Source organism: Streptomyces sp. NPDC088733 (assembly GCF_044751185.1).
In the GTDB taxonomy this organism is placed as follows: domain Bacteria; phylum Actinomycetota; class Actinomycetes; order Streptomycetales; family Streptomycetaceae; genus Actinacidiphila.
In genome coordinates, this window is sequence record NZ_JBIVLH010000032.1 from 37,033 (window position 1) to 58,874 (window position 21,842).

The 21,842-nt window shown below is 70.8% G+C and carries 18 protein-coding genes; 17 read left to right on the top strand and 1 reads right to left on the bottom strand.

From position 1 onward, the window contains the following. Positions 1–115 precede the first annotated feature (115 nt). Complete coding sequence (locus tag ACIP64_RS37000; protein WP_401595975.1) at positions 116–931, bottom strand: C40 family peptidase; 816 nt, start codon at positions 929–931, stop codon at positions 116–118. A 555-nt stretch (positions 932–1,486) separates the two neighbouring features. Here ACIP64_RS37000 and ACIP64_RS37005 point away from each other — a divergent pair. From ACIP64_RS37005 to ACIP64_RS37085, 17 genes are all read left to right on the top strand, one after another. Continuing rightward, positions 1,487–1,846 carry an NADH-quinone oxidoreductase subunit A gene (locus ACIP64_RS37005; RefSeq protein WP_360902808.1) on the top strand — a complete coding sequence of 120 codons (360 nt, stop codon included), beginning with the start codon at positions 1,487–1,489 and terminating at the stop codon, positions 1,844–1,846. 15 nt (positions 1,847–1,861) lie between these two features. After that, positions 1,862–2,416 (top strand): NADH-quinone oxidoreductase subunit B family protein, encoded by a 555-nt coding sequence (locus tag ACIP64_RS37010; protein ID WP_319658399.1) that lies wholly within the window; start codon positions 1,862–1,864, stop codon positions 2,414–2,416. Beyond that, entirely contained in the window at positions 2,413–3,150 is a 738-nt protein-coding gene (locus tag ACIP64_RS37015) for an NADH-quinone oxidoreductase subunit C (protein ID WP_401595979.1), read from the top strand. The genes ACIP64_RS37010 and ACIP64_RS37015 overlap by 4 nt, the downstream gene beginning before the upstream one ends. Beyond that, a complete protein-coding gene (locus ACIP64_RS37020) occupies positions 3,147–4,493 on the top strand; it encodes an NADH-quinone oxidoreductase subunit D (RefSeq protein WP_360902801.1) in 1,347 nt (448 codons plus the stop codon). The genes ACIP64_RS37015 and ACIP64_RS37020 overlap by 4 nt, the downstream gene beginning before the upstream one ends. A 26-nt stretch (positions 4,494–4,519) precedes the next feature. After that, positions 4,520–5,347: an NADH-quinone oxidoreductase subunit NuoE gene (gene nuoE / locus ACIP64_RS37025; RefSeq protein ID WP_401596067.1), complete on the top strand. Its 828-nt coding sequence runs from the start codon at positions 4,520–4,522 to the stop codon at positions 5,345–5,347. 2 nt (positions 5,348–5,349) lie between these two features. Further along, positions 5,350–6,681 carry an NADH-quinone oxidoreductase subunit NuoF gene (nuoF, locus tag ACIP64_RS37030; protein ID WP_360902979.1) on the top strand — a complete coding sequence of 444 codons (1,332 nt, stop codon included), beginning with the start codon at positions 5,350–5,352 and terminating at the stop codon, positions 6,679–6,681. Next, entirely contained in the window at positions 6,678–9,161 is a 2,484-nt protein-coding gene (locus tag ACIP64_RS37035) for an NADH-quinone oxidoreductase subunit G (RefSeq protein WP_401595981.1), read from the top strand. Before nuoF ends, ACIP64_RS37035 begins: the two co-directional genes overlap by 4 nt. A gap of 26 nt (positions 9,162–9,187) precedes the next feature. Continuing rightward, positions 9,188–10,486 carry an NADH-quinone oxidoreductase subunit NuoH gene (nuoH, locus tag ACIP64_RS37040; protein WP_401596069.1) on the top strand — a complete coding sequence of 433 codons (1,299 nt, stop codon included), beginning with the start codon at positions 9,188–9,190 and terminating at the stop codon, positions 10,484–10,486. Then, positions 10,479–11,117, top strand: coding sequence for an NADH-quinone oxidoreductase subunit NuoI (nuoI, locus tag ACIP64_RS37045; protein WP_401595984.1), 639 nt, complete (start codon positions 10,479–10,481; stop codon positions 11,115–11,117). The genes nuoH and nuoI overlap by 8 nt, the downstream gene beginning before the upstream one ends. Next, positions 11,114–11,920 (top strand): NADH-quinone oxidoreductase subunit J, encoded by an 807-nt coding sequence (locus ACIP64_RS37050; protein WP_401595987.1) that lies wholly within the window; start codon positions 11,114–11,116, stop codon positions 11,918–11,920. Before nuoI ends, ACIP64_RS37050 begins: the two co-directional genes overlap by 4 nt. After that, complete coding sequence (gene nuoK / locus ACIP64_RS37055; RefSeq protein WP_319658407.1) at positions 11,917–12,216, top strand: NADH-quinone oxidoreductase subunit NuoK; 300 nt, start codon at positions 11,917–11,919, stop codon at positions 12,214–12,216. The genes ACIP64_RS37050 and nuoK overlap by 4 nt, the downstream gene beginning before the upstream one ends. A gap of 12 nt (positions 12,217–12,228) precedes the next feature. After that, positions 12,229–14,127, top strand: coding sequence for an NADH-quinone oxidoreductase subunit L (gene nuoL, locus ACIP64_RS37060; RefSeq protein ID WP_401595989.1), 1,899 nt, complete (start codon positions 12,229–12,231; stop codon positions 14,125–14,127). 82 nt (positions 14,128–14,209) lie between these two features. Continuing rightward, positions 14,210–15,805: an NADH-quinone oxidoreductase subunit M gene (locus ACIP64_RS37065; RefSeq protein ID WP_401595991.1), complete on the top strand. Its 1,596-nt coding sequence runs from the start codon at positions 14,210–14,212 to the stop codon at positions 15,803–15,805. Further along, positions 15,802–17,454, top strand: coding sequence for an NADH-quinone oxidoreductase subunit NuoN (gene nuoN / locus ACIP64_RS37070; RefSeq protein WP_401595993.1), 1,653 nt, complete (start codon positions 15,802–15,804; stop codon positions 17,452–17,454). The genes ACIP64_RS37065 and nuoN overlap by 4 nt, the downstream gene beginning before the upstream one ends. Before the next feature lie 350 nt (positions 17,455–17,804). Then, the gene (locus tag ACIP64_RS37075) at positions 17,805–19,010 is read left to right on the top strand and encodes an ATP-grasp domain-containing protein (RefSeq protein WP_401595995.1); all 1,206 of its coding nucleotides are present in this window, start codon (positions 17,805–17,807) and stop codon (positions 19,008–19,010) included. After that, the gene (locus tag ACIP64_RS37080) at positions 19,007–20,215 is read left to right on the top strand and encodes an NAD(P)-binding domain-containing protein (RefSeq protein ID WP_401595997.1); all 1,209 of its coding nucleotides are present in this window, start codon (positions 19,007–19,009) and stop codon (positions 20,213–20,215) included. Before ACIP64_RS37075 ends, ACIP64_RS37080 begins: the two co-directional genes overlap by 4 nt. 502 nt (positions 20,216–20,717) lie before the next feature. Further along, positions 20,718–21,704, top strand: coding sequence for a polyprenyl synthetase family protein (locus ACIP64_RS37085; RefSeq protein ID WP_401596071.1), 987 nt, complete (start codon positions 20,718–20,720; stop codon positions 21,702–21,704). Positions 21,705–21,842 lie beyond the last annotated feature (138 nt).

The window sequence follows — 21,842 nt, forward strand, 5'->3', positions numbered from 1 at the left end:
CACTGCGGCGGGGCCGGGCTCGGCCTCGTACGGGCGCGTGAGCGCCTTCACGAGCGCGGGCGCCGCGCGGTACGGCACCGCGGACCTGCCGACCCGTGGGGACGGGGTCGCGGGATCAGGCCACGCGGACGGCGGAGGTGGGCATGTAATAGGCCATCTGCTGGATGACGACACCCTTGCTGGGGTTGGCCGCGTCCAGGTACTGGCCGTCGCCGACGTAGACGGCGACGTGGTAGGCGGAGCCGACGCCGCCCCAGAACAGCAGGTCGCCCGGCTGGACCTCGCTCACGGGGACCGGGGTGCCGACGGTCGACTGGGCCTGGGAGGTGCGCGGCAGCTCGACGCCGATGGTCCGGAAAGCGGCCTGGGTGAGGCCGGAGCAGTCGTACGCGCTGGGGCCCGTGGCGCCGTACACGTAGGCCTTGCCGACCTGTGCCTTGAGGAAGCTGAGCACAGAAGCGACGCTGCCGCTCGCGGCCGACGTCGACACCGACTGGGCCGAGGGCGCGGAGGCGGACGTGGCCAGCGCGGTGCGCCCGGCCGAGCGGGACGCCGTGGCGGACTCCCGGGCCTCGGCGGCCTTGGCGGTGGCGGCCCTGCGGGCGTCGGCGGCGGCCTTCTTCTTGGCGGCGGCCTTCATCGCCTGGTGGCGGGCCTCGTCGCGGGCCGCGTCCAGTTGCTGCTCGACGACGGTCTCGTCGAGGGCGGCGGCGGCCTGCGCGGCGGCCGCCTCGGTGGAGAGGGCGGGGATGACCGGGATGCTTCCGGTGGTCGCCGGGTCGGCGGCCGTCGGTTCGGCGTTCGCCGGGGCGGACATTCCAGTGAGGGCGAGCGTTCCGATGACGCCGCCGGCGACTCCAGCGCGGCGCACCCAGTTGGTGCTCTGCGTGGCGCGTCGCCGGCGGCGTATATGCGAGATCTGAAGGGGCATGCGCTCTTGGGTATCAGGCGGAATCGGTTCCGTTCAACAAAAGTGTGATGCGCCACAGTTGGCGCCACCCCAGTGCTATTGTCCCTTTTTTGATCTTCCTTTTTCGGGATGAATCGGATATCCAAGTCCATTTCCTCGTGCGCGCGTTCACGTGGCTCCGGCGGTCGTCAGCACGGACTTTCCAGGCTCACCCGGACGGGCGGCGGTGCGCTATCACGAGGTCCGGGGGAGCTCCAATTTGCTTTGAGCCGCGATGGCCTGATAGTGGGCCACCCCCTCTGGCCAGCGATAACGCGAGCAAATATGACTTCTGGTGATCATTAGAGATACCTGCGTGAGAAGATCACGCCTCATCCGGAACGGTCACCCTCGGCCGGGTGGTGTAGATCACAAAGTCCAGTGGGAACCCCGTGTCGCAGATCACAGACCAGGAGGCATAAGATGCGGGCAGTTCGGGCTTGTGAACTGCCTCACATAGAGAGGATCTAGGTGGCGTGGCGCATATGCCCGGGCACGGTCCGTCATCAGTCACCGTCGACTGGAAGGAGCGGGGACGTGAATGCCTACGCGCCCATCCTCGTGCTGGGCGGCCTCGCGGCCGGCTTCGCGATCTTCTCCGTGGTCATGGCCTCAATTATCGGCCCAAAACGGTACAACAGGGCTAAATTGGAGGCGTATGAGTGCGGCATTGAGCCGACTCCGCATCCGGCCGGTGGTGGCCGTTTCCCGATCAAGTACTACCTGACGGCGATGCTTTTCATCGTCTTCGACATCGAGATCGTCTTCCTCTACCCCTGGGCTGTCTCGTTCGACTCCCTGGGGATCTTCGGGCTCGTCGAGATGCTCCTCTTCGTGCTCACCGTCTTCGTCGCGTACGCCTACGTCTGGCGTCGCGGCGGTCTGGAATGGGACTAGGGGCGGAGAAAAGCCATGGGTATTGAAGAGAAGCTGCCGAGCGGATTCCTGCTGACGTCGGTCGAGACCGCCGCGGGATGGGTGCGGAAGGCGTCGGTCTTCCCCGCCACCTTCGGTCTGGCCTGCTGCGCCATCGAGATGATGACCACCGGTGCCGGGCGGTACGACCTGGCCCGATTCGGGATGGAGGTCTTCCGCGGTTCCCCGCGGCAGGCGGACCTGATGATCGTGGCCGGCCGGGTGAGCCAGAAGATGGCGCCCGTCCTGCGCCAGGTCTACGACCAGATGCCCAACCCCAAGTGGGTCATCTCCATGGGCGTCTGCGCATCCAGCGGCGGAATGTTCAACAACTACGCAATTGTGCAGGGTGTTGACCATGTGGTGCCTGTTGACATTTATCTTCCCGGATGTCCGCCCCGTCCCGAAATGCTGATGGACGCCATTCTCAAGCTCCACCACAAGATCCAGCACAGCAAGCTCGGCGTGAACCAGGAACAGGCCGCGCGCGAGGCGGAGGAGGCGGCGCTGAAGGCGCTGCCGACGATTGAGATGAAGGGGCTTCTCCGATGACGGATTCCCCGGACACCCCGAACCCGGACAAGGACGCGCAGGCGAGCGGTCTGCCCGGTCAGCGCGGGGACCACGGCGAGGCGATCCGCGTCCAGCACGGCATGTTCGGCGCCAACAACGGCGGCGACACCTCCGGGTACGGCCGGCTGGTGCGCACCGTGCGCCTGCCGGGAGCCTCCAACCGGCCCTACGGCGGCTGGTTCGACGAGGTCGCCGACGAGCTGGAGGGCGCCCTGGAGGAGCAGGGCCTCGTCCCCGCCAACGCGATCGAGAAGGTCGTCGTCGACCGCGGCGAGATCACCTTCCACGTCGCGCGCGAGCACCTGCTCCTGATCGCCCGGACGCTGCGCGACGACCCCGCGCTGCGCTTCGAGCTCTGCACCGGGGTGAGCGGCGTCCACTTCCCCGAGGACAAGGGCCGCGAGCTGCACGCCGTCTACCACCTGCGCTCGATCACCCACAACCGGCTGATCCGGCTGGAGGTGAGCGTCTCCGACGCCGACCGGCACGTGCCGTCGCTGGTCGAGGTCTACCCGACCAACGACTGGCACGAGCGCGAGACGTACGACTTCTTCGGCATCGTCTTCGACGGCCACCCCGCCCTGATGCGGATCATGATGCCGGACGACTGGCAGGGCCATCCGCAGCGCAAGGACTACCCCCTCGGCGGCATCCCCGTCGAGTACAAGGGCGCCCAGATCCCGGCTCCGGACCAGCGGAGGTCGTACTCGTGAGCACGCACGGCACATCGCACGCCGCACCCCGGCAGGCCGCGGAGCGGGACACCACCGAGGGCCGGGTCTTCACCGTCACCGGCGGCGACTGGGACGAACTGTCCGAGACCGTCGGCAAGGCCGACGACGAGCGCATCGTCGTCAACATGGGTCCGCAGCACCCGTCCACCCACGGAGTGCTCCGGCTGATCCTGGAGATCGACGGCGAGACGGTCACCGAGGCCCGCTGCGGCATCGGCTACCTGCACACCGGCATCGAGAAGAACATGGAGTTCCGGACCTGGACCCAGGGGTCCACGTTCGTGACGCGCATGGACTACCTGACGCCGTTCTTCAACGAGACGGCGTACTGCCTGGCGGTGGAGAAGCTGCTCGGCGTCACCGAGGAGGTCCCCGACCGGGCCTCCGTCATCCGCGTGATGCTGATGGAGCTGAACCGCATCTCCTCGCACCTGGTGGCCATCGCCACCGGCGGCATGGAGCTCGGCGCCACCACGATCATGATCTACGGTTTCCGCGACCGCGAGATGATCCTGGACATCTACGAGCTGATCACCGGCCTGCGGATGAACCACGCGTACATCCGCCCCGGCGGCCTCGCCCAGGACCTGCCGCCCGGCGCCGTGGACCAGATCCGCGAGTTCGTGAAGAAGTTCCGCAAGAACCTCCCCGAGTACGACAAGCTCGCCACCGGCAACCCGATCTTCAAGGCCCGGATGCAGGACGTGGGCTACCTGGACCTGGCCGGCTGCATGGCGCTCGGCGCCACCGGCCCGATCCTGCGCTCCACGGGCCTGCCGCACGACCTGCGCAAGTCGCAGCCGTACTGCGGTTACGAGAACTACGAGTTCGAGGTCCCGACCGTCGACACGTGCGACTCCTACGGCCGCTTCCTCATCCGCCTGGACGAGATGCGCGAGTCGCTGAAGATCGTCGAGCAGTGCCTGGACCGGCTGCAGCCCGGCCCGGTCATGGTCGCCGACAAGAAGATCGCCTGGCCCGCGCAGCTGGCGCTCGGCCCGGACGGGCTCGGCAACTCGCTGGACCACATCAAGAAGATCATGGGCACCTCCATGGAGGCCCTGATCCACCACTTCAAGCTGGTGACCGAGGGCTTCCGGGTGCCGCCCGGCCAGGCGTACGTCGCCGTCGAGTCGTCCAAGGGCGAACTCGGGGTCCACGTGGTCAGCGACGGGGGCACCCGCCCCTTCCGCGTCCACTTCCGGGACCCGTCCTTCACCAATCTGCAGACCATGGCGGCGATGTGCGAGGGCGGCCAGGTCGCCGACGTCATCGTCGCGGTGGCGTCCATCGACCCCGTGATGGGAGGCGTCGACCGGTGACTGAGGTATCACTCGGCATCCCCGCGATGCCCGCGCCGGACTACCCGGCCGACGTACGGCAGCGCCTGGAGACGGACGCGCGCGAGATCATCGCGCGCTACCCCAGCAGCCGCAGCGCCCTGCTTCCGCTGCTGCACCTGGTGCAGGCGGAGGAGAGCCATGTCTCCCGTACCGGGGTCCGCTTCTGCGCCGAGATGCTCGGGCTGACCACGGCCGAGGTGACGGCGGTGTCGACCTTCTACACCATGTACCGCCGGGCGCCGTCCGGCGAGTACCAGGTCGGGGTCTGCACCAACACCCTGTGCGCGGTGCTCGGCGGGGACGCGATCTTCGAGGAGCTCAAGGAGCACCTCGGCGTCGAGAACGGCGGCACCACCGAGGACGGCAAGGTCACGCTGGAGCACATCGAGTGCAACGCGGCCTGCGACTTCGCCCCCGTAGTGATGGTCAACTGGGAGTTCTTCGACAACCAGGACCCGCAGTCGGCCAAGCGGCTCGTCGACGACCTGAGGGCCGGCCGGACCGTCGAGCCCACCCGGGGCGCTCCGTTGTGCACGTACAAGGAGACGTCCCGGATCCTCGCCGGGTTCCCCGACGAGCGCCCCGGCGCAGTCGAGGCGAGCGGCGGCGCCGGCCCGGCCTCGCTGGCCGGGCTGCGGCTCTCCCGCGGCGAGGCCCTGCCGGGGTCCGGCGGCGGCGTGCCGCGGCAGACCTCCGCCCCGCCGCGCGACGAGGTGCCGCCGGCGCACACCAGCTCCCACGACGCCCCGCAGGAGTCCGCGGTCTCCGACCCGGACCACCCCGCCGGGCCCGTCACCGAGCAGCGCACGAACGAAGGCGAGGGGGAGCAGTGACGATGGTTGACTCGGCGGAGAAGGTGCTCGCACCCGTTCTGTCGGCCTTCTGGGACGACCCGCAGTCCTGGACACTCGGCACGTACCGCCGGCACGAGGGCTACGAGGGCCTGCGCAAGGCGCTCGCGATGCCCCCGGACGACGTGATCGCCTTCGTCAAGGACGCGGGTCTGCGCGGCCGCGGCGGCGCCGGCTTCCCCACCGGGATGAAGTGGCAGTTCATCCCGCAGGGCGACGGCAAGCCGCACTACCTCGTCGTCAACGCCGACGAGTCGGAGCCGGGCACCTGCAAGGACATCCCGCTGCTCTTCGCCAACCCGCACTCGCTGATCGAGGGCATGGTGATCGCCTGCCACGCGATCCGCTCCAACCACGCCTTCATCTACCTGCGCGGCGAGGTCGTCCCCGTGCTGCGGCGGCTGCACCACGCGGTCGCCGAGGCGTACGAGGCGGGCTACCTCGGCAAGAACATCCTCGGCAGCGGCTTCGACCTGGAGCTGACCGTGCACGCCGGAGCCGGCGCGTACATCTGCGGCGAGGAGACGGCGCTGCTCGACTCGCTGGAGGGCCGGCGCGGCCAGCCCCGGCTGCGGCCGCCCTTCCCGGCGGTCGAGGGCCTGTACGCCTGCCCGACGGTGGTCAACAACGTGGAGTCCATCGCCTCGGTGCCGGCGATCCTGCACAAGGGCAAGGAGTGGTTCCGCTCCATGGGCAGCGAGAAGTCCCCGGGCTTCACGCTGTACTCGCTCAGCGGCCACGTCGCCAACCCCGGCCAGTACGAGGCCCCGCTCGGGGTGACCCTGCGCCAGCTGCTCAGCCTCAGCGGCGGCATGCGCCCGGGCCACAAGCTCAAGTTCTGGACGCCGGGCGGCTCTTCGACCCCGATGTTCACCGACGAGCACCTCGACGTCCCGCTGGACTACGAGGGCGTCGGCGCCGCCGGCTCGATGCTCGGCACCAAGGCGCTGCAGTGCTTCGACGAGACCACCTGCGTGGTGCGCGCCGTCACCCGCTGGACCGAGTTCTACGCCCACGAGTCCTGCGGCAAGTGCACCCCCTGCCGCGAGGGCACGTACTGGCTCGTCCAGTTGCTGCGGGACATCGAGGCGGGCAAGGGGAGCCTGGCGGACCTCGACAAGCTCGCCGACATCGCGGACAACATCAACGGCAAGTCCTTCTGCGCCCTCGGCGACGGAGCGGCCAGCCCGATCTTCTCCTCCCTCAAGTACTTCCGCGACGAGTACGTGGAGCACCTGGAGGGCCGCGGCTGCCCCTTCGACCCGTCCAGGTCCACGGTCTGGGCCGACAAGTCTCACCTGGAGGTGAACGCGTGACCGTCACCACGAACGCCGCTTCCGGAGAGGCAGCGGTGCCGCCCGAGGACCTGGTGTCCGTCACCATCGACGGCGTCGAACTGTCCGTGCCCAAGGGCACGCTGGTGATCCGGGCCGCCGAACTGATCGGGATCGAGATCCCGCGCTTCTGCGACCACCCGCTCCTGGACCCGGTCGGCGCCTGCCGGCAGTGCATCGTCGAGGTCGAGGGCCAGCGCAAGCCCATGGCGTCCTGCACGATCACCTGCACCGACGGAATGGTCGTGCGGACCCAGCTCACCTCCGGTGTCGCGGAGAAGGCCCAGCGCGGGGTGATGGAGCTGCTGCTCATCAACCACCCGCTGGACTGCCCCGTCTGCGACAAGGGCGGCGAGTGCCCGCTGCAGAACCAGGCGATGTCCGCCGGCCAGGCCGACACCCGCTTCGAGGGACGCAAGCGGACCTACGCCAAGCCCATGCCGATCTCCACCCAGATCCTGCTGGACCGCGAGCGGTGCGTGCTGTGCGCGCGCTGCACCCGCTTCTCCGAGCAGGTCGCGGGCGACCCGATGATCGAACTGCTGGAGCGCGGGGCGCTGGAGCAGGTCGGCACGGGGGAGGGCGACCCCTTCCAGTCGTACTTCTCCGGCAACACCATCCAGATCTGCCCGGTCGGCGCGCTGACCTCGGCGGCCTACCGCTTCCGCTCCCGCCCCTTCGACCTGGTGTCCTCGCCGAGCGTGTGCGAGCACTGCGCCGGGGGCTGCGCCACCCGCACCGACCACCGGCGCGGCAAGGTCATGCGGCGGCTCGCGCAGGACGACCCCGAGGTCAATGAGGAGTGGATCTGCGACAAGGGCCGCTTCGGCTTCCGCTACGCGCAGCGCCCCGAGCGGCTGACCACGCCGCTGGTGCGCAACGCCGACAGCGGTGAACTGGAGCCGGCGAGCTGGCCCGAGGCGCTGGAGGCGGCGGCCCGCGGGCTCGCCGCGGCCGGCGGCCGCACCGGCGTACTGCCCGGCGGCCGGCTCACCGTCGAGGACGCGTACGCGTACGCCAAGTTCGCCCGCGTCGCCCTGGACACCAACGACGTCGACTTCCGGGCCCGCGCGCACTCCGCCGAGGAGGCCGACTTCCTGGCCGCCGCCGTGGCGGGCCGCGGACGGGACCTGTCGGGCGACGGCGTCACCTACCGCCTGCTGGAGAGCGCCCCCGCGGTGCTGCTGGCCGGGCTGGAGGCCGAGGAGGAGGCGCCCGGCGTCTTCCTGCGGCTGCGCAAGGCCTGGCGCAAGCACGGGCAGAAGACCTTCGCGCTCGCGCCCTTCGCCACCCGCGGACTGGGCAAGGCCGGCGGCACGCTGCTGCCCGCCGCGCCCGGCACCGAGACCGAGTGGCTGGACGCGCTCGCCGGCGGCGTCGGCCTGGACGCCAACGGCCGCGCGGCGCACGAGGCGCTGCGCGCCGAGGGCGCGGTCGTCCTGGTCGGCGAGCGGCTGGCGGCCGTGCCCGGCGCGCTGACCGCGGTGCTCCGGCTGGCCGGTGCCACCGGCGCCCGCCTGGCGTGGATCCCGCGCCGGGCCGGTGAGCGCGGCGCGGTCGAGGCCGGCGCCCTGCCGGGGCTGCTGCCCGGCGGCCGCCCGGTCGCGGACCCCCGCGCCCGCGACGAGGTCGCCTCGGTCTGGGGCGTGGCCACGCTCCCGTCCCGCTTCGGCCGCGACACCACCGCGATCCTGGAGGCGGCGGCGGCCGGCGAACTCGGCGCGCTGCTCGTGGGCGGCGTGGAGGTCGCCGACCTGCCCGACCCGGCCATGGCCCGCGCGGCCCTGGACGCGGTCGGCTTCGTGGTCAGCCTGGAGCAGCGGCCGAGCGAGGTCACCGGGCGGGCGGACGTCGTCCTGCCGGTGGCCGCGGTCGCCGAGAAGGCCGGCACCTTCCTCAACTGGGAAGGCAGGGCACGCCCGTTCGAGACCGCGATCAAGCCCGCCCAGCAGGTCCAGCGCCACCAGTTCCCGGACGCCCGGGTGCTGACGATGCTGGCCGACGCGCTCGACGTCCCCCTCGGCCTCGCCGATGTGAAGGCGGCGCGCGCGGAACTCACCCGGCTCGCCCCGGTGGACGGTCCGCGGGCCGCCGCGCCGCGCGAGACCGGCCGCCCGATCCCCAAGCCGGGCGTCGGCGAGGCCGTTCTCGCCGGCCACCGGCTGCTGCTCGACCAGGGCCTGCTCCAGCAGGGCGACGACGCCCTCGCCGGCACCCGCCACCCGGCGGTCGCCCGCCTGTCGGCGGCCACGGCGGAGGAGATCGGCCTCACCGACGGCGCCGAGGCCGAGATCTCCGGCCCCGCGGGCGCCGTACGGCTCCCGCTCCAGGTGACCGAGATGCCCGACCGCGTCGTGTGGCTGCCGCTGAACTCCGTGGGCGGCGGTCTCGCCTCGGACACCGGCGCCCTGCCCGGCCAGGTCGTCACGGTGGCCGCGCCCACGAAGGAGGTGGCCCAGTGACGACCCTGTCCGTCGAGGACCTGTCCATGTTCGGGCGGGACCCGTGGTGGCTGATCGCGATCAAGGCGGTCTTCTGCTTCGCGTTCCTGATGCTGACCGTGCTGTTCTCCATCGTGTGGGAGCGCAAGGTCGTCGCCTGGATGCAGCTGCGCATCGGCCCCAACCGGCACGGCCCCTGGGGCATGCTCCAGTCGCTCGCCGACGGCGTGAAGCTGATGCTCAAGGAAGACCTGATCGTCAAGAAGGCCGACGCGGTCGTCTACGTGCTGGCCCCGATCGTCGCGGCCATCCCGGCCTTCATGGCGATCGCGGTGATCCCCTTCGGGCCTGCCGACAACGAGGTCTCGATCTTCGGCACCCGCACGCCGATGCAGCTCACCGACCTGCCGATCGGCATCCTGTTCATCCTGGCCACCGCGTCCGTCGGCATCTACGGCATCGTGCTGGCCGGCTGGTCGTCCGGTTCGACGTACCCGCTGCTCGGAGGCCTGCGCTCCTGCGCGCAGATGATCTCGTACGAGATCGCGATGGGCGTCGCCTTCGCCTCGGTGTTCCTCTACTCCGGCTCGATGTCGACCTCGCAGATCGTCGCCCAGCAGCACGACCGCTGGTACATCGTGCTGCTGCCGGTCTCCTTCATCATCTACATCGGCACGATGATCGGCGAGACCAACCGGGCCCCCTTCGACATGCCCGAGTCCGAGGGCGACCTGGTCGGCGGCTTCAACACCGAGTACTCCTCGATCAAGTTCGCGCTCTTCATGCTCGCCGAGTACGTGAACATGGTGACCGTCTCGGCGGTCGCGACCACGCTCTTCCTGGGCGGCTGGCGGGCCCCGTGGCCGATCAGCACCTTCTGGGAGGGCGCCAACCACGGCTGGTGGCCGCTGCTGTGGTTCGTGGTCAAGGTCCAGTTGCTGCTCTTCCTCTTCATCTGGCTGCGCGGCACGCTGCCCCGCGTGCGCTACGACCAGCTGATGAAGCTGGGCTGGAAGGTGCTCATCCCGGTCTCCGTGGTGTGGCTGATGCTCGTCGCCACCGTCCGGGCACTGCGCAACGCGAACTACGACTTCCAGTCGATCGTGCTCTACGTCGGCGGAGCCGTCGTCCTGCTGCTCCTGGTCTCCCTCGCCTTCGACGTCCTGCGGGACCGCGGCGAGAAGGAGAAGGAGGCGGCCGCCGCGGCGGGGCCGCCCGAGCAGTTCGACCCCATGGCGAGCGGGTACCCCGTGCCGCCGCTGCCCGGCCAGGAGCTGCCGCCCGTCCCGCGGCGGCCGTCCCGTGCGGAGCGTCAACTCGTAGGCAAGGAGGCCGACGATGCCTGAGTTCCTGGGCCCGGTCGCGGGCTTCGGCGTGACCTTCAAGGCCATGTTCAAGAAGCGGCTGACCGAGCAGTACCCCGAGGAGAAGAAGCCGACCGCGCCGCGGTTCCACGGCCGCCACCAGCTCAACCGGCACCCGGACGGGCTGGAGAAGTGCGTCGGCTGCGAGCTGTGCGCATGGGCCTGTCCGGCCGACGCGATCTACGTGGAGGGCGCCGACAACACCGACGAGGAGCGCTACTCGCCGGGCGAGCGCTACGGCCGCGTCTACCAGATCAACTACGCCCGCTGCATCCTGTGCGGGCTGTGCATCGAGGCCTGCCCGACACGGGCGCTGACGATGACCAACGAGTACGAACTCGCCGACAGCAGCCGCGAGTCGCTGATCTTCACCAAGGAGCAGCTGCTCGCCGGCCTGGACGAGGGCATGGTCGAGGCACCGCACTCGATCTTCCCCGGCATGGACGAGGGCGACTACTACCGCGGCGCGGTCACGCACGCGGCCCCCGGCACCGTCCGGCAGGTCGCGGTCTCCAAGGGCGAGAAGCCCGACGAGACGGTCCAGGGCGAGCCGGCCGTGGACGTTCCCGCGACGGGCGGTACCACTCCCGCCGGAACCGGAGGCGAGGCATGAACGGGCTGAGCACGCTGACCACCGCGGCGGCGTACACCACCTCCACCGGGGAGGCGGTCCAGTTCTGGGTGCTGGGCACTGTCGCGGTGCTCGGCGCACTGGCGACCGTGCTGATGAAGAAGGCCGTGCACAGCGCACTGTCGCTCGCCGGGACGATGATCGTCCTGGCGGTCTTCTATCTGGCCCAGGGCGCCTACTTCCTCGGCGTCGTCCAGATCGTCGTCTACACCGGCGCGATCATGATGCTCTTCCTCTTCGTCGTCATGCTGGTCGGCATCACCGCCGCCGACTCGCTCAAGGAGACGCTGAAGGGGCAGCGCTGGCTCGCCGCCGCGGCCGGTATCGGCTTCGGCGTCCTGCTGATCGCGGGCATCGCGAGCGCCTCGCTCAAGCAGTTCACCGGGCTCGGCCAGGCCAACGCCGGCGGCAACGTCGAGGGACTGGCCTCGCTGATCTTCACCAAGTACGTGTGGGCCTTCGAGATCACCGGCGCGCTGCTGATCACCGCGGCCGTCGGCGCGATGGTCCTCACCCACCGCGAGCGCACCGAGGCCCGCGCCACCCAGCGCGAACTGGCCGAGCAGCGGGTGCGCGAGGGCAAGCAGCTCCCCCCGCTCCCCGCGCCGGGCGTCTACGCCCGCAACAACGCGGTCGACGTCCCCGGCCTGCTGCCGGACGGCACGGTCTCGGAGCTCAGCGTCAGCCCGACGCTGCGCGCCCGCGGCCAGTACCGCGACATCTCCGCCGAGGCGGTCGCCAAGGTCGCCGAGCTGGAGCAGCGCACTGAGGAGGCGTCGAAGTGAACCCGGTCAACTACCTGTACCTGGCGGCGCTGCTGTTCACCATCGGCGCGGCCGGGGTGCTGATCCGGCGCAACGCGATCATCGTCTTCATGTGCATCGAGCTGATGCTGAACGCCTCCAACCTGGCGTTTGTCACCTTCTCCCGTATGCACGGCAACCTCGACGGCCAGATCATCGCCTTCTTCACGATGGTCGTCGCCGCCGCGGAGGTGGTCGTGGGACTCGCGATCATCGTGACGATCTTCCGCTCCCGCCACTCGGCCTCGGTCGACGACGCCAGCCTGATGAAGCTCTAAGGGGTAGCGACAGTGGACTACTTGATCGGATGGCTCGTCCTCCTGCCGCTGCTGGGCGCCGGTGTGCTGCTCACCGCCGGCCGGAGGCTGGACCGTACGGGCCACTGGATCGGCACCGTGCTCGCGGCCGGCTCCTTCGCCGTCGCGGCGGTGCTCTTCTTCGACATGCTCGGCCGCAGCGGCGAGCAGCGCGCGCTGCACTCGACCGCCTTCACCTGGATCTCGGTCGGCGGCTTCCACGCCGACGTCGCCTTCCAGCTCGACCAGCTGTCGATGACCTTCGCGCTGCTGATCACGGGTGTGGGCACGCTGATCCACATCTACTCGATCGGCTACATGGAGCACGACGAGCGGCGCCGCCGCTTCTTCGGCTACCTCAACCTCTTCCTCGCGGCGATGCTCCTGCTGGTCCTCGCCGACAACTACCTGCTGCTGTACGTCGGCTGGGAGGGCGTGGGCCTGGCCTCGTACCTGCTGATCGGCTTCTGGCAGCACAAGCCCAGCGCGGCGACGGCGGCCAAGAAGGCGTTCATCGTCAACCGCGTCGGTGACGTCGGCCTGTCCATCGCGATCATGCTGATGTTCACCACCTTCGGCACCTTCTCCTTCGAGCCGCTCTTCGGCCAGGTGGACAAGGCGGGCCAGGGCATCCTCACCGGCATCGGCCTGATGCTGCTGCTCGCCGCCTGCGGCAAGTCGGCCCAGGTCCCGCTCCAGTCCTGGCTCGGCGACGCGATGGAGGGCCCGACCCCGGTCTCGGCCCTGATCCACGCGGCGACCATGGTGACCGCGGGCGTCTACCTGATCACCCGCTCCGGCGTGATCTTCGACGCCGCGCCCACCGCCCAGGTGGCCGTGGTCACGGTCGGCGCGGTCACGCTGCTCTTCGGTGCGATCGTCGGTTGCGCGAAGGACGACATCAAGAAGGCGCTGGCCGGCTCGACGATGTCGCAGATCGGCTACATGGTGCTGGCCGCGGGCCTCGGCCCGATCGGCTACGTCTTCGCGATCATGCACCTGGTCACCCACGGCTTCTTCAAGGCGGGGCTCTTCCTCGGCGCCGGATCGGTCATGCACGGCATGAACGACGAGGTGGACATGCGCAAGTACGGCGCCCTGCGGAAGTACATGCCGATCACCTTCGTCACCTTCGGCCTCGGCTACCTCGCCATCATCGGCTTCCCGGGACTGTCCGGCTTCTTCTCCAAGGACAAGATCATCGAGGCCGCCTTCGCCAAGGGCGGCACCGAGGGCTGGATCCTCGGCGGCGCGGCCCTGCTGGGCGCGGCGATCACCGCGTTCTACATGACCCGCGTGATGCTGATGACCTTCTTCGGCGAGAAGCGCTGGCAGCCCGACGCGGACGGCCACGAGCCGCACCCGCACGAGTCGCCGAAGTCGATGACCATCCCCATGATCGTCCTGGCCTTCGGCTCGGTCTTCGCCGGCGGGCTGTTCAGCTGGAACGAGTCCTTCGTGAAGTGGCTGGAACCCGTCACCGGTCACGAGGAGGGCCACCCGCCGATCGGCGCGGGCGCGGTCACCGGCGCCACGATGGCGGTCATGGTGCTCGGCGTCGCCCTCGCCTGGGCCGTGTACGGGCGCCGCCCGGTCCCGGCCGTCGCCCCGCGCGGCAACCTGCTCACCCGCGCCGCCCGGCGCGACCTGCTCCAGGACGACTTCAACCATGTCGCCCTGGTCCTGCCCGGCGAGTACCTCACCCGCGGCCTGGTCTACGTCGACCACAAGGGTGTGGACGGCGTCGTGAACGGCACGGCGGCCGCCGTCGGCGGCCTCTCCGGCCGGATGCGCCGTCTCCAGAACGGCTATGTGCGCAGCTACGCCGTGTCGATGCTGGCCGGCACCGCGGTGCTGGTGGCGGCGACGCTGCTGATGCGGGGGGTGGCGTGATGCGGCTCCACCGGCCCGGCACGGCAGCCGTACCCGTCCTCCCGGCCGCCCAGCGGCTCCCGCTCATGAGGGGTGTTGTCTGATGTCCTTCCCCCTGCTCACCGTGACCGCCGGGCTCCCGGCGCTCGGGGCGATCGCCACGGCCGCCGTCCCGGCGGCCCGGCGAGGGGCCGCGAAGTGGCTCGCGCTGGGCGTGTCCCTGGCCACGTTCGTGCTCGCCGCGCTCGTTGTCGCCCGGTTCGAGCCGGGCGGCGCGCGCTACCAGCTGACCGAGTCGCACCCCTGGATCGCCAGCTTCGGCGTCCGCTACGAACTGGGCGTCGACGGCATCGCGGTCGCGCTCATCGGGCTCACCGCGCTGCTCATCCCGTTCGTCATCGCGGCCGGCTGGCACGACGCCGACCCGCTGGAGGAGAAGAACCCCAACCGCCGCTGGCGGCCGACGCAGGGCTTCTTCGCGCTGATCCTGCTGGTCGAGGCGATGGTGATCATCTCCTTCGAGGCCACCGACGTCTTCCTCTTCTACATCTTCTTCGAGGCCATGCTCATCCCGATGTACTTCCTCATCGGCGGCTTCGGGGACCGTGCCCACGAGCACGGCGAGGAGGAGGCGGCCCGCCAGCGCTCGTACGCGGCCGTGAAGTTCCTGCTCTACAACCTGGTCGGCGGACTCATCATGCTCGCCGCCGTCATCGGGCTGTACGCGGTCACCGCCGACCAGCTCGGCCAGGGCACCTTCTCCCTCCAGGAGATCCTCAACGCGCGGGCGGCGGGCAAGCTGGACATGTCGGCGACCGCCGAACGCGCCCTGTTCCTCGGCTTCTTCTTCGCCTTCGCCGTCAAGGCCCCGCTGTGGCCGCTGCACACCTGGCTGCCCAACGCGATGGGGGAGTCCACGGCGCCGGTCGCCGTGCTCATCACCGCGGTCGTCGACAAGGTCGGCACCTTCGCGATGCTCCGCTTCTGCCTCCAGCTCTTCCCGGAGGCCAGCAGGTGGGCGACGCCGGTGATCCTGGTGCTGGCGGTGATCAGCATCATCTACGGTGCCCTGCTCGCCATCGGCCAGCGGGACATCAAGCGGCTGGTCGCCTACGCGTCGATCTCGCACTTCGGCTTCATCGTCCTCGGCATCTTCGCGATGACCACCCAGGGCCAGAGCGGGTCGACGCTCTACATGGTCAACCACGGCATCTCCACCGCCGCGCTGATGCTGGTCGCGGGCTTCCTCATCTCGCGCCGCGGCTCCCGGCTCATCTCCGCCTACGGCGGGGTGCAGAAGGTGGCCCCGGTCCTGGCCGGCACCTTCCTGATCGGCGGTCTGGCCACCCTCTCGCTGCCGGGGCTCGCGCCCTTCGTCAGCGAATTCCTCGTCCTGGTGGGCACGTTCAGCCGCTACCCGGCGCTCGGCATCATCGCCACCGTCGGCATCGTGCTGGCCGCGCTGTACGTCCTGGTGCTCTACCAGCGCACGATGACCGGCCCGGTGAAGGCCGAGGTCGAGGGCATGCCCGACCTCAAGGTCCGCGAGATCGCCGTCGTGGCCCCGCTGATCCTGCTGCTGGTCTTCCTGGGCGTCTACCCCAAGCCGGTGACCGACATCGTCAACCCGGCGGTCCAGCAGACGCTGTCCGACGTGCACAAGACCGACCCCAAGCCGGCGCTGGAGGCCTCCAAGTGAGCAGCACAGTTGCTGTCCACAGCCTGTGGACAACGGCGGCCCCGCTCGCCGCCGACAAGATCACCGCGCCGAAGATCGAGTACGCCCAGCTGGCGCCGGTGCTGATCGTCTTCGGCGCCGCCGTGCTCGGCATCGTCGTCGAGGCCTTCCTGCCCCGCCGGGCGCGCTACACCGCCCAGGTCGGGCTCGCCGTCATCGGCATGGCCGCCGCCTTCGCCGCGGTCGTGGCCCTCGCGGCGGGCGGCTACGCGACCACGAAGGCGCACATCGCCGCCATGGGCGCCGTCGCCGTCGACGGTCCCGCGCTCTTCCTCCAGGGCACCATCCTGCTCGTGGGCCTGGTCGGGGTGTTCACCTTCGCCGAGCGCCGCCTCGACCCCAAGGCGCACGGCCGGCACGTGGACTCCTTCGCCGCGCAGGGCTCCGCCGTACCCGGCAGCGACCAGGAGAAGGACGCCGTCCGGGCGGGCTTCACCACCACCGAGGTCTTCCCGCTGCTGCTGTTCGCCGTCGGCGGCATGCTGGTCTTCCCGGCCGCCAACGACCTGCTGACGCTCTTCGTGGCGCTGGAGGTCTTCTCCCTGCCGCTGTACCTGCTCTGCGCCCTGGCGCGGCGCCGGCGCCTGATGTCGCAGGAGGCCGCGGTCAAGTACTTCCTGCTGGGCGCCTTCTCCTCCGCCTTCCTGCTGTTCGGCATCGCCCTGCTGTACGGCTACGCGGGCACCGTCTCGTACTCCGGCATCGCCTCGGTCGTGGACGGCACCGCCAAGCTCACCCCGGCGCTCGCCGGCTCCTCCGGCAACGACGCGCTGCTGCTGATCGGCTCCGCGCTCGTCGGCATGGGCCTGCTGTTCAAGGTCGGTGCCGTGCCCTTCCACATGTGGACGCCGGACGTCTACGAGGGCGCCCCGACCCCGGTCACCGGCTTCATGGCGGCGGCCACCAAGGTCGCCGCCTTCGGCGCGCTCCTGCGGCTGCTGTACGTCGTCCTGCCCGAACTGCGCTGGGACTGGCGGCCGGTGCTGTGGGGCGTCGCGATCCTCACGATGCTGGTCGGCGCGATCGTGGCCGTCACCCAGACGGACGTGAAGCGCCTGCTGGCGTACTCCTCCATCGCCCACGCCGGCTTCATCCTCGCCGGCGTCATCTCCACCTCGCAGGAGGGCGTCTCGTCGGTGCTCTTCTACCTGGCGGCCTACTCGTTCGTCACGCTGGGCGCCTTCGCGGTCGTCACGCTGGTGCGCGACGCGGGCGGCGAGGCCACGCACCTGTCGCGCTGGGCGGGCCTGGGGCGGCGCTCCCCGCTGGTCGCCGCGGTCTTCGCGGTCTTCCTGCTGGCCTTCGCGGGCATCCCGCTGACCTCGGGATTCGCGGGGAAGTTCGCGGTCTTCAAGGCCGCCGCGCAGGGCGGCGCGGTGCCGCTGGTGATCGTGGGTGTCCTGTCGTCGGCGATCGCGGCCTTCTTCTACATCCGCGTGATCGTGCTGATGTTCTTCAGCGAGCCCAAGGCGGACGGCCCCTCGGTCGCGGTGCCCTCGCCGCTCACGTCGACCGCGATCGCCATCGGCGTCGCCGTCACGGTGGTCCTGGGTGTGGCACCCCAGTACTTCCTGGATCTGGCCAACCAGGCGGGCACCTTCATCCGCTGACCCCCGTACGGTCCCGTACCGTCCCGAAGCGCCCCGGAGCCCGGCAGGCTCCGGGGCGCTTCGGCGTCCGCGGGGCCCCGGGCACCGCCGGGAGCGCGGCGGGCCTCCGCGCGCCCCTCCGGGCCGGTCCGCGCGGCACCCCTGTGACCTGCGGCGGAGCGGCGCCGAGCGGACCGCCGGGCGTTGCCTAAAGAGTTCGCAATGTCCGGAAAAGTCTTGCCGACGCGGTCAATTCGGGCTTAGCTTCCTTTCAGGTCACGGTCGGGGTGGGCCGATGAAACCGTGATCATTGGGGGGATTACGTGGTGAGGTCCGCGTTCGCGATCGATCCTGCCGTGCCCGGATTGATCGTGAAAATCGGCAACTATCCGCTGCACCACGGCGGGGTGGGAGCGATCCGGAGTCTGGGGAGGCTCGGCGTCCCCATGTACGCCATCACCGAGGACCGGCGGACTCCTGCCGCCGCCTCGCGGTACCTGCGCGACCGATTCGTCTGGCCGACCACCGGACTGGAGCCCGCGGAACGGCTGGTGGAGGGCTTACGCCGCATCGGCCGCCGGATCGGGCGCCCGACGGTGCTGTTACCGACCGACGAGGAGGCGGCCGTGCTCATCGCCGAGCACGCCGACGAACTCGCCGAGTTCTTCCTGTTCCCGCGCACCGAGGACCCGCGGCTGTCGCGCCGGCTGGCGAGCAAGCAGGGGCTGCACGAACTCTGCGTCCAGTACGGCGTGCCGTCGCCGCAGGCGTCCTTCCCGGACTCCTACGAGGACGTGGAGAAGTTCGCGGCCACCGCGCGCTTCCCCGTCGTCGCCAAGAACCGGGAGGCCTTCGTACGGCGGCGAGCACCCGCCGTACCCGGCACGACCCGGATCGAGGGCCCGCGGCAGCTGCTGGAACTGGCCCGCGGCTGGGGGCCGAAGCCCGGCGTCATCCTCCAGGAGTACCTGCCGCGCGAGGAGGCCGAGGACTGGATCGTGCACGCGTACTTCGGCGCGGGCGAACCGGTGCTGTTCACCGGGGTCAAGGTCCGTTCCTGGCCACCGCACGCGGGGATGACCGCCTGCGCCTATGTCGTCGCCAACCCCGAACTCGCCGCGCTGGCGGCCCAGTTCTGCAAGAGCGTCGGCTTCCAGGGGATCGCCGACCTGGACTGGCGCTACGACCGCCGCGACGGCCGCTACAAACTGCTCGACTTCAACCCGCGCATGGGCGCCCAGTTCCGGCTCTTCGAGTCCGCGGCCGGGATCGATGTCGTCCGGGCCCAGCACCTGGACCTCACCGGCCGCGAGATCCCGCGCGCCGGCCAGCTGGAGGGCCGCCGCTTCGTCGTGGAGAACATCGACCTGCCCGCGCTGCTCGCCTACCGGCGCAGCGGCTACACCACACCCCACGCACCCGCCCGCGCCAGCGGCACGGAGCTGGCATGGCTGGCCTCCGACGACCTCAAGCCCTTCGTCACCATGCTCGCCCGCTTCGTCCGCCCGGGCGCGCGGCACCTGATCCAGATGTACCGGTCACGACGTCGAACCGCGCTGCGAAAGGACCCCTCATGACGACGCCCGTAGCCGTGATCGGAGCCGGGCCGTACGGCCTGTCCATCGCCTCCCACCTGCGTGAACGCGGTGTGCCCGTACGCACCTTCGGTGATCCGATGGTCAGCTGGCGGGAGAACATGCCGGCCGGCATGGTCCTCAAGTCCACGCCGCCCGCCTCCAACATCTCCACCGGCCGCAAGGGGTTCACCCTGGCCGACTTCGGCCGGGAGATGGGGGAGCGGCCGCTGGTCACCGACTGGGACCTGATTCCCTCCGAGACCTTCGTCCGGTACGGGCAGTGGTTCCAGCAGCAGCTGGTCCCGGACCTGGAGCAGGTGCGCGTGGTCTCCGTCGACCGGCGGCCCGGCGGCGGCTTCGACCTCAAGCTGGACTCCGGGGAGCAGTTCCAGGCGCGGGCCGTCGTCGTCGCCAGCGGTCTGCTCGGCTTCGCCCACACCCCCGACCTGCTGCGCGGCCTGGCGCCGGACGGGCCCTCGGCCACCGGGCCGGTCTCGCACAGCTCCCAGCACACCGACCTCGCCCGGTTCGCCGGACGTGAGGTGACCGTCGTCGGCGCCGGCCAGTCCGCGCTGGAGAGCGCGGCCCTGCTGGCGGAGGCGGGTGCGACCGTGCGCCTGCTGGCCCGCGGACGGCGCGCGGTCGGCTTCGGCGACCCGCCGGACCGCCAGCCGCGGCTGCGGCCCGAGTCGCCCTTCGGGCGGGCCTGGTCGCTGTACGCCTTCTCGTACCACGCCCAGTACTTCCGCCCGCTGCCCGCGTCGCTGCGGCTGTACCTGGTGCGGCGCGTACTGGGGCCGCTCGGGGCGTGGTGGCTGCGCGAGCGCTTCGAGGGGAAGGTCGCGGTCAGCGAGGGGCACGCGCTGCGCAGCGCCCGCCTGGACGGCGAGGGCAAGGTCGTGCTGTCCACCGCGGCGCCCGGCGGACGCGCCGCCGAGTTCGCGGCCGACCACGTCATCGCCGCCACCGGCTACCGCGTGGACCTGGACGCCCTCGACTTCCTCGCCCCTGAGCTGCGTGCCGCGCTGGCCCGCACGGGCGGGTCCCCGCGGCTGGGCGCCGACTTCGGCTCCTCGGTGCCGGGGCTCTACTTCACGGGGCTGCCCGCGGCGGCCACCTTCGGGCCGGTGCTGCGCTTCGTGTGCGGCACGGAGTGGGCATCACCGCGACTGGCCCGGGCGGTGACGGCGGCGCACGGGCGCTGATCGGCGTTCTCCGCGCGGCGGGCCGGGTCAGGACTCCTGACCCGGCCCGCCGTCGTTCCGGGTGCGGCCGCCCCCGCGTACGTGCCTGCCAGGGCGCACCAGGACGCCCGCTGCCGCCCTCCGGTCATCCGGGTGGCCCAGTGTGCCCGCCCGTCCGGCGTCGGGCCTCCCCGCGGCTCCGGGGCGCACCGGTGACCACGCATGCGCAGCGCCGTGCCGGGGAAGGCGGGAGAGCGGTGGCAGATGCCGCCGGGAGGCGCCGGCCGGCGTTCCGAGGCCGGGACCGGGCACCGGCGAGGGCCGCCCTCCGGGGCCGGGCGACCCGAACAGCCGGGCAAAACCGGCTGTAGTGGCCCGAGGGGGCCATGCCCCCGCAGTGATCGAGAGGGGACCGGTTACGCTGCCGGTGTAGTGCTGCGCCACGCCACACGCCGCAGAAGTGATCTCAGCGACAGGAGAATCCCAGGTGACGACCGTCGTCGGGCCCTTCGGGCTGAGCGTTATGGACGAGGTACTCGAGGCCGATGTCCGGGCCGGGCTGTCGGCCGTGGAGGAAGGCATCCTCGAGGCGACGAAGAGCGATGTGCCCTTCATCACAGAGGCGGCGCGGCATTTGGTGCATGCCGGCGGAAAGCGGTTCCGGCCGCTGCTGGCGATGCTGGCCGCGCAGTTCGGTGACCCGCACGCGCCCAAGATCGTGCCGGCGGCCGTGGTGGTCGAGCTGACCCACTTGGCGACGCTCTACCACGACGACGTGATGGACGAGGCCGCGGTGCGGCGCGGCGTGCCGAGCGCCAACGCCCGCTGGGACAACTCGGTTGCCGTACTCACCGGCGACTTCCTCTTCTCCAAGGCCTCCCACATACTGGCCGACCTCGGGCCGGAGGCCGTACGCATCCAGGCCGAGGCCTTCGAGCGGCTGGTCACCGGGCAGATTCTGGAGACCGTCGGCCCGCGCGACGGGCGGGACCCCATCGAGCACTACCTGGAAGTCATCGCCGGCAAGACCAGCTCCCTGATCGCCGTCTCCTGCCGCTTCGGCGCGATGATGTCGGGCGCCGGCGAGGCGGTCGTCGACATCCTCACCCAGTACGGGGAGCGGGTCGGTACCGCCTTCCAGCTCGCCGACGACGTCCTGGACATCGCCAGCGACTCGCACGAGTCCGGCAAGACCCCGGGCACGGACCTGCGCGAGGGCGTGGCGACCCTGCCGGTGCTGCACCTGCGTGCGGCCGTGGCCAACGCCGGCGGCTACGCGCCGTCCGACGACCGCCGGCTGTGCGAACTGCTCGACGGGGACCTCACGGACGACCTCCGGCACGCCGAGGCGCTCGCCCTGATGCGGGCCCACCCCGCACTGCAGCAGGCCCGGCGGGACACCGTCCGGTACGCGGACGAGGCGCGGGCGCTGCTGGCCCCGCTGCCGGACTGCGCCGCCAAGCAGGCCCTGGAGGGGCTCTGCGACGCGGTGGTGCACCGCGCGGGCTGACCGGCGCCCGTCCCTCCCCGTCCGGACGCGAGGTCCGCGCACCGCGCCCTGAGCCGCCCTCAGGGGCCTCCTCCCAGAGGTGTACGCCGAGTTGATCCCGCCGGGTGATGTGCCCGGCCGGCCGGATTGATGGGATGG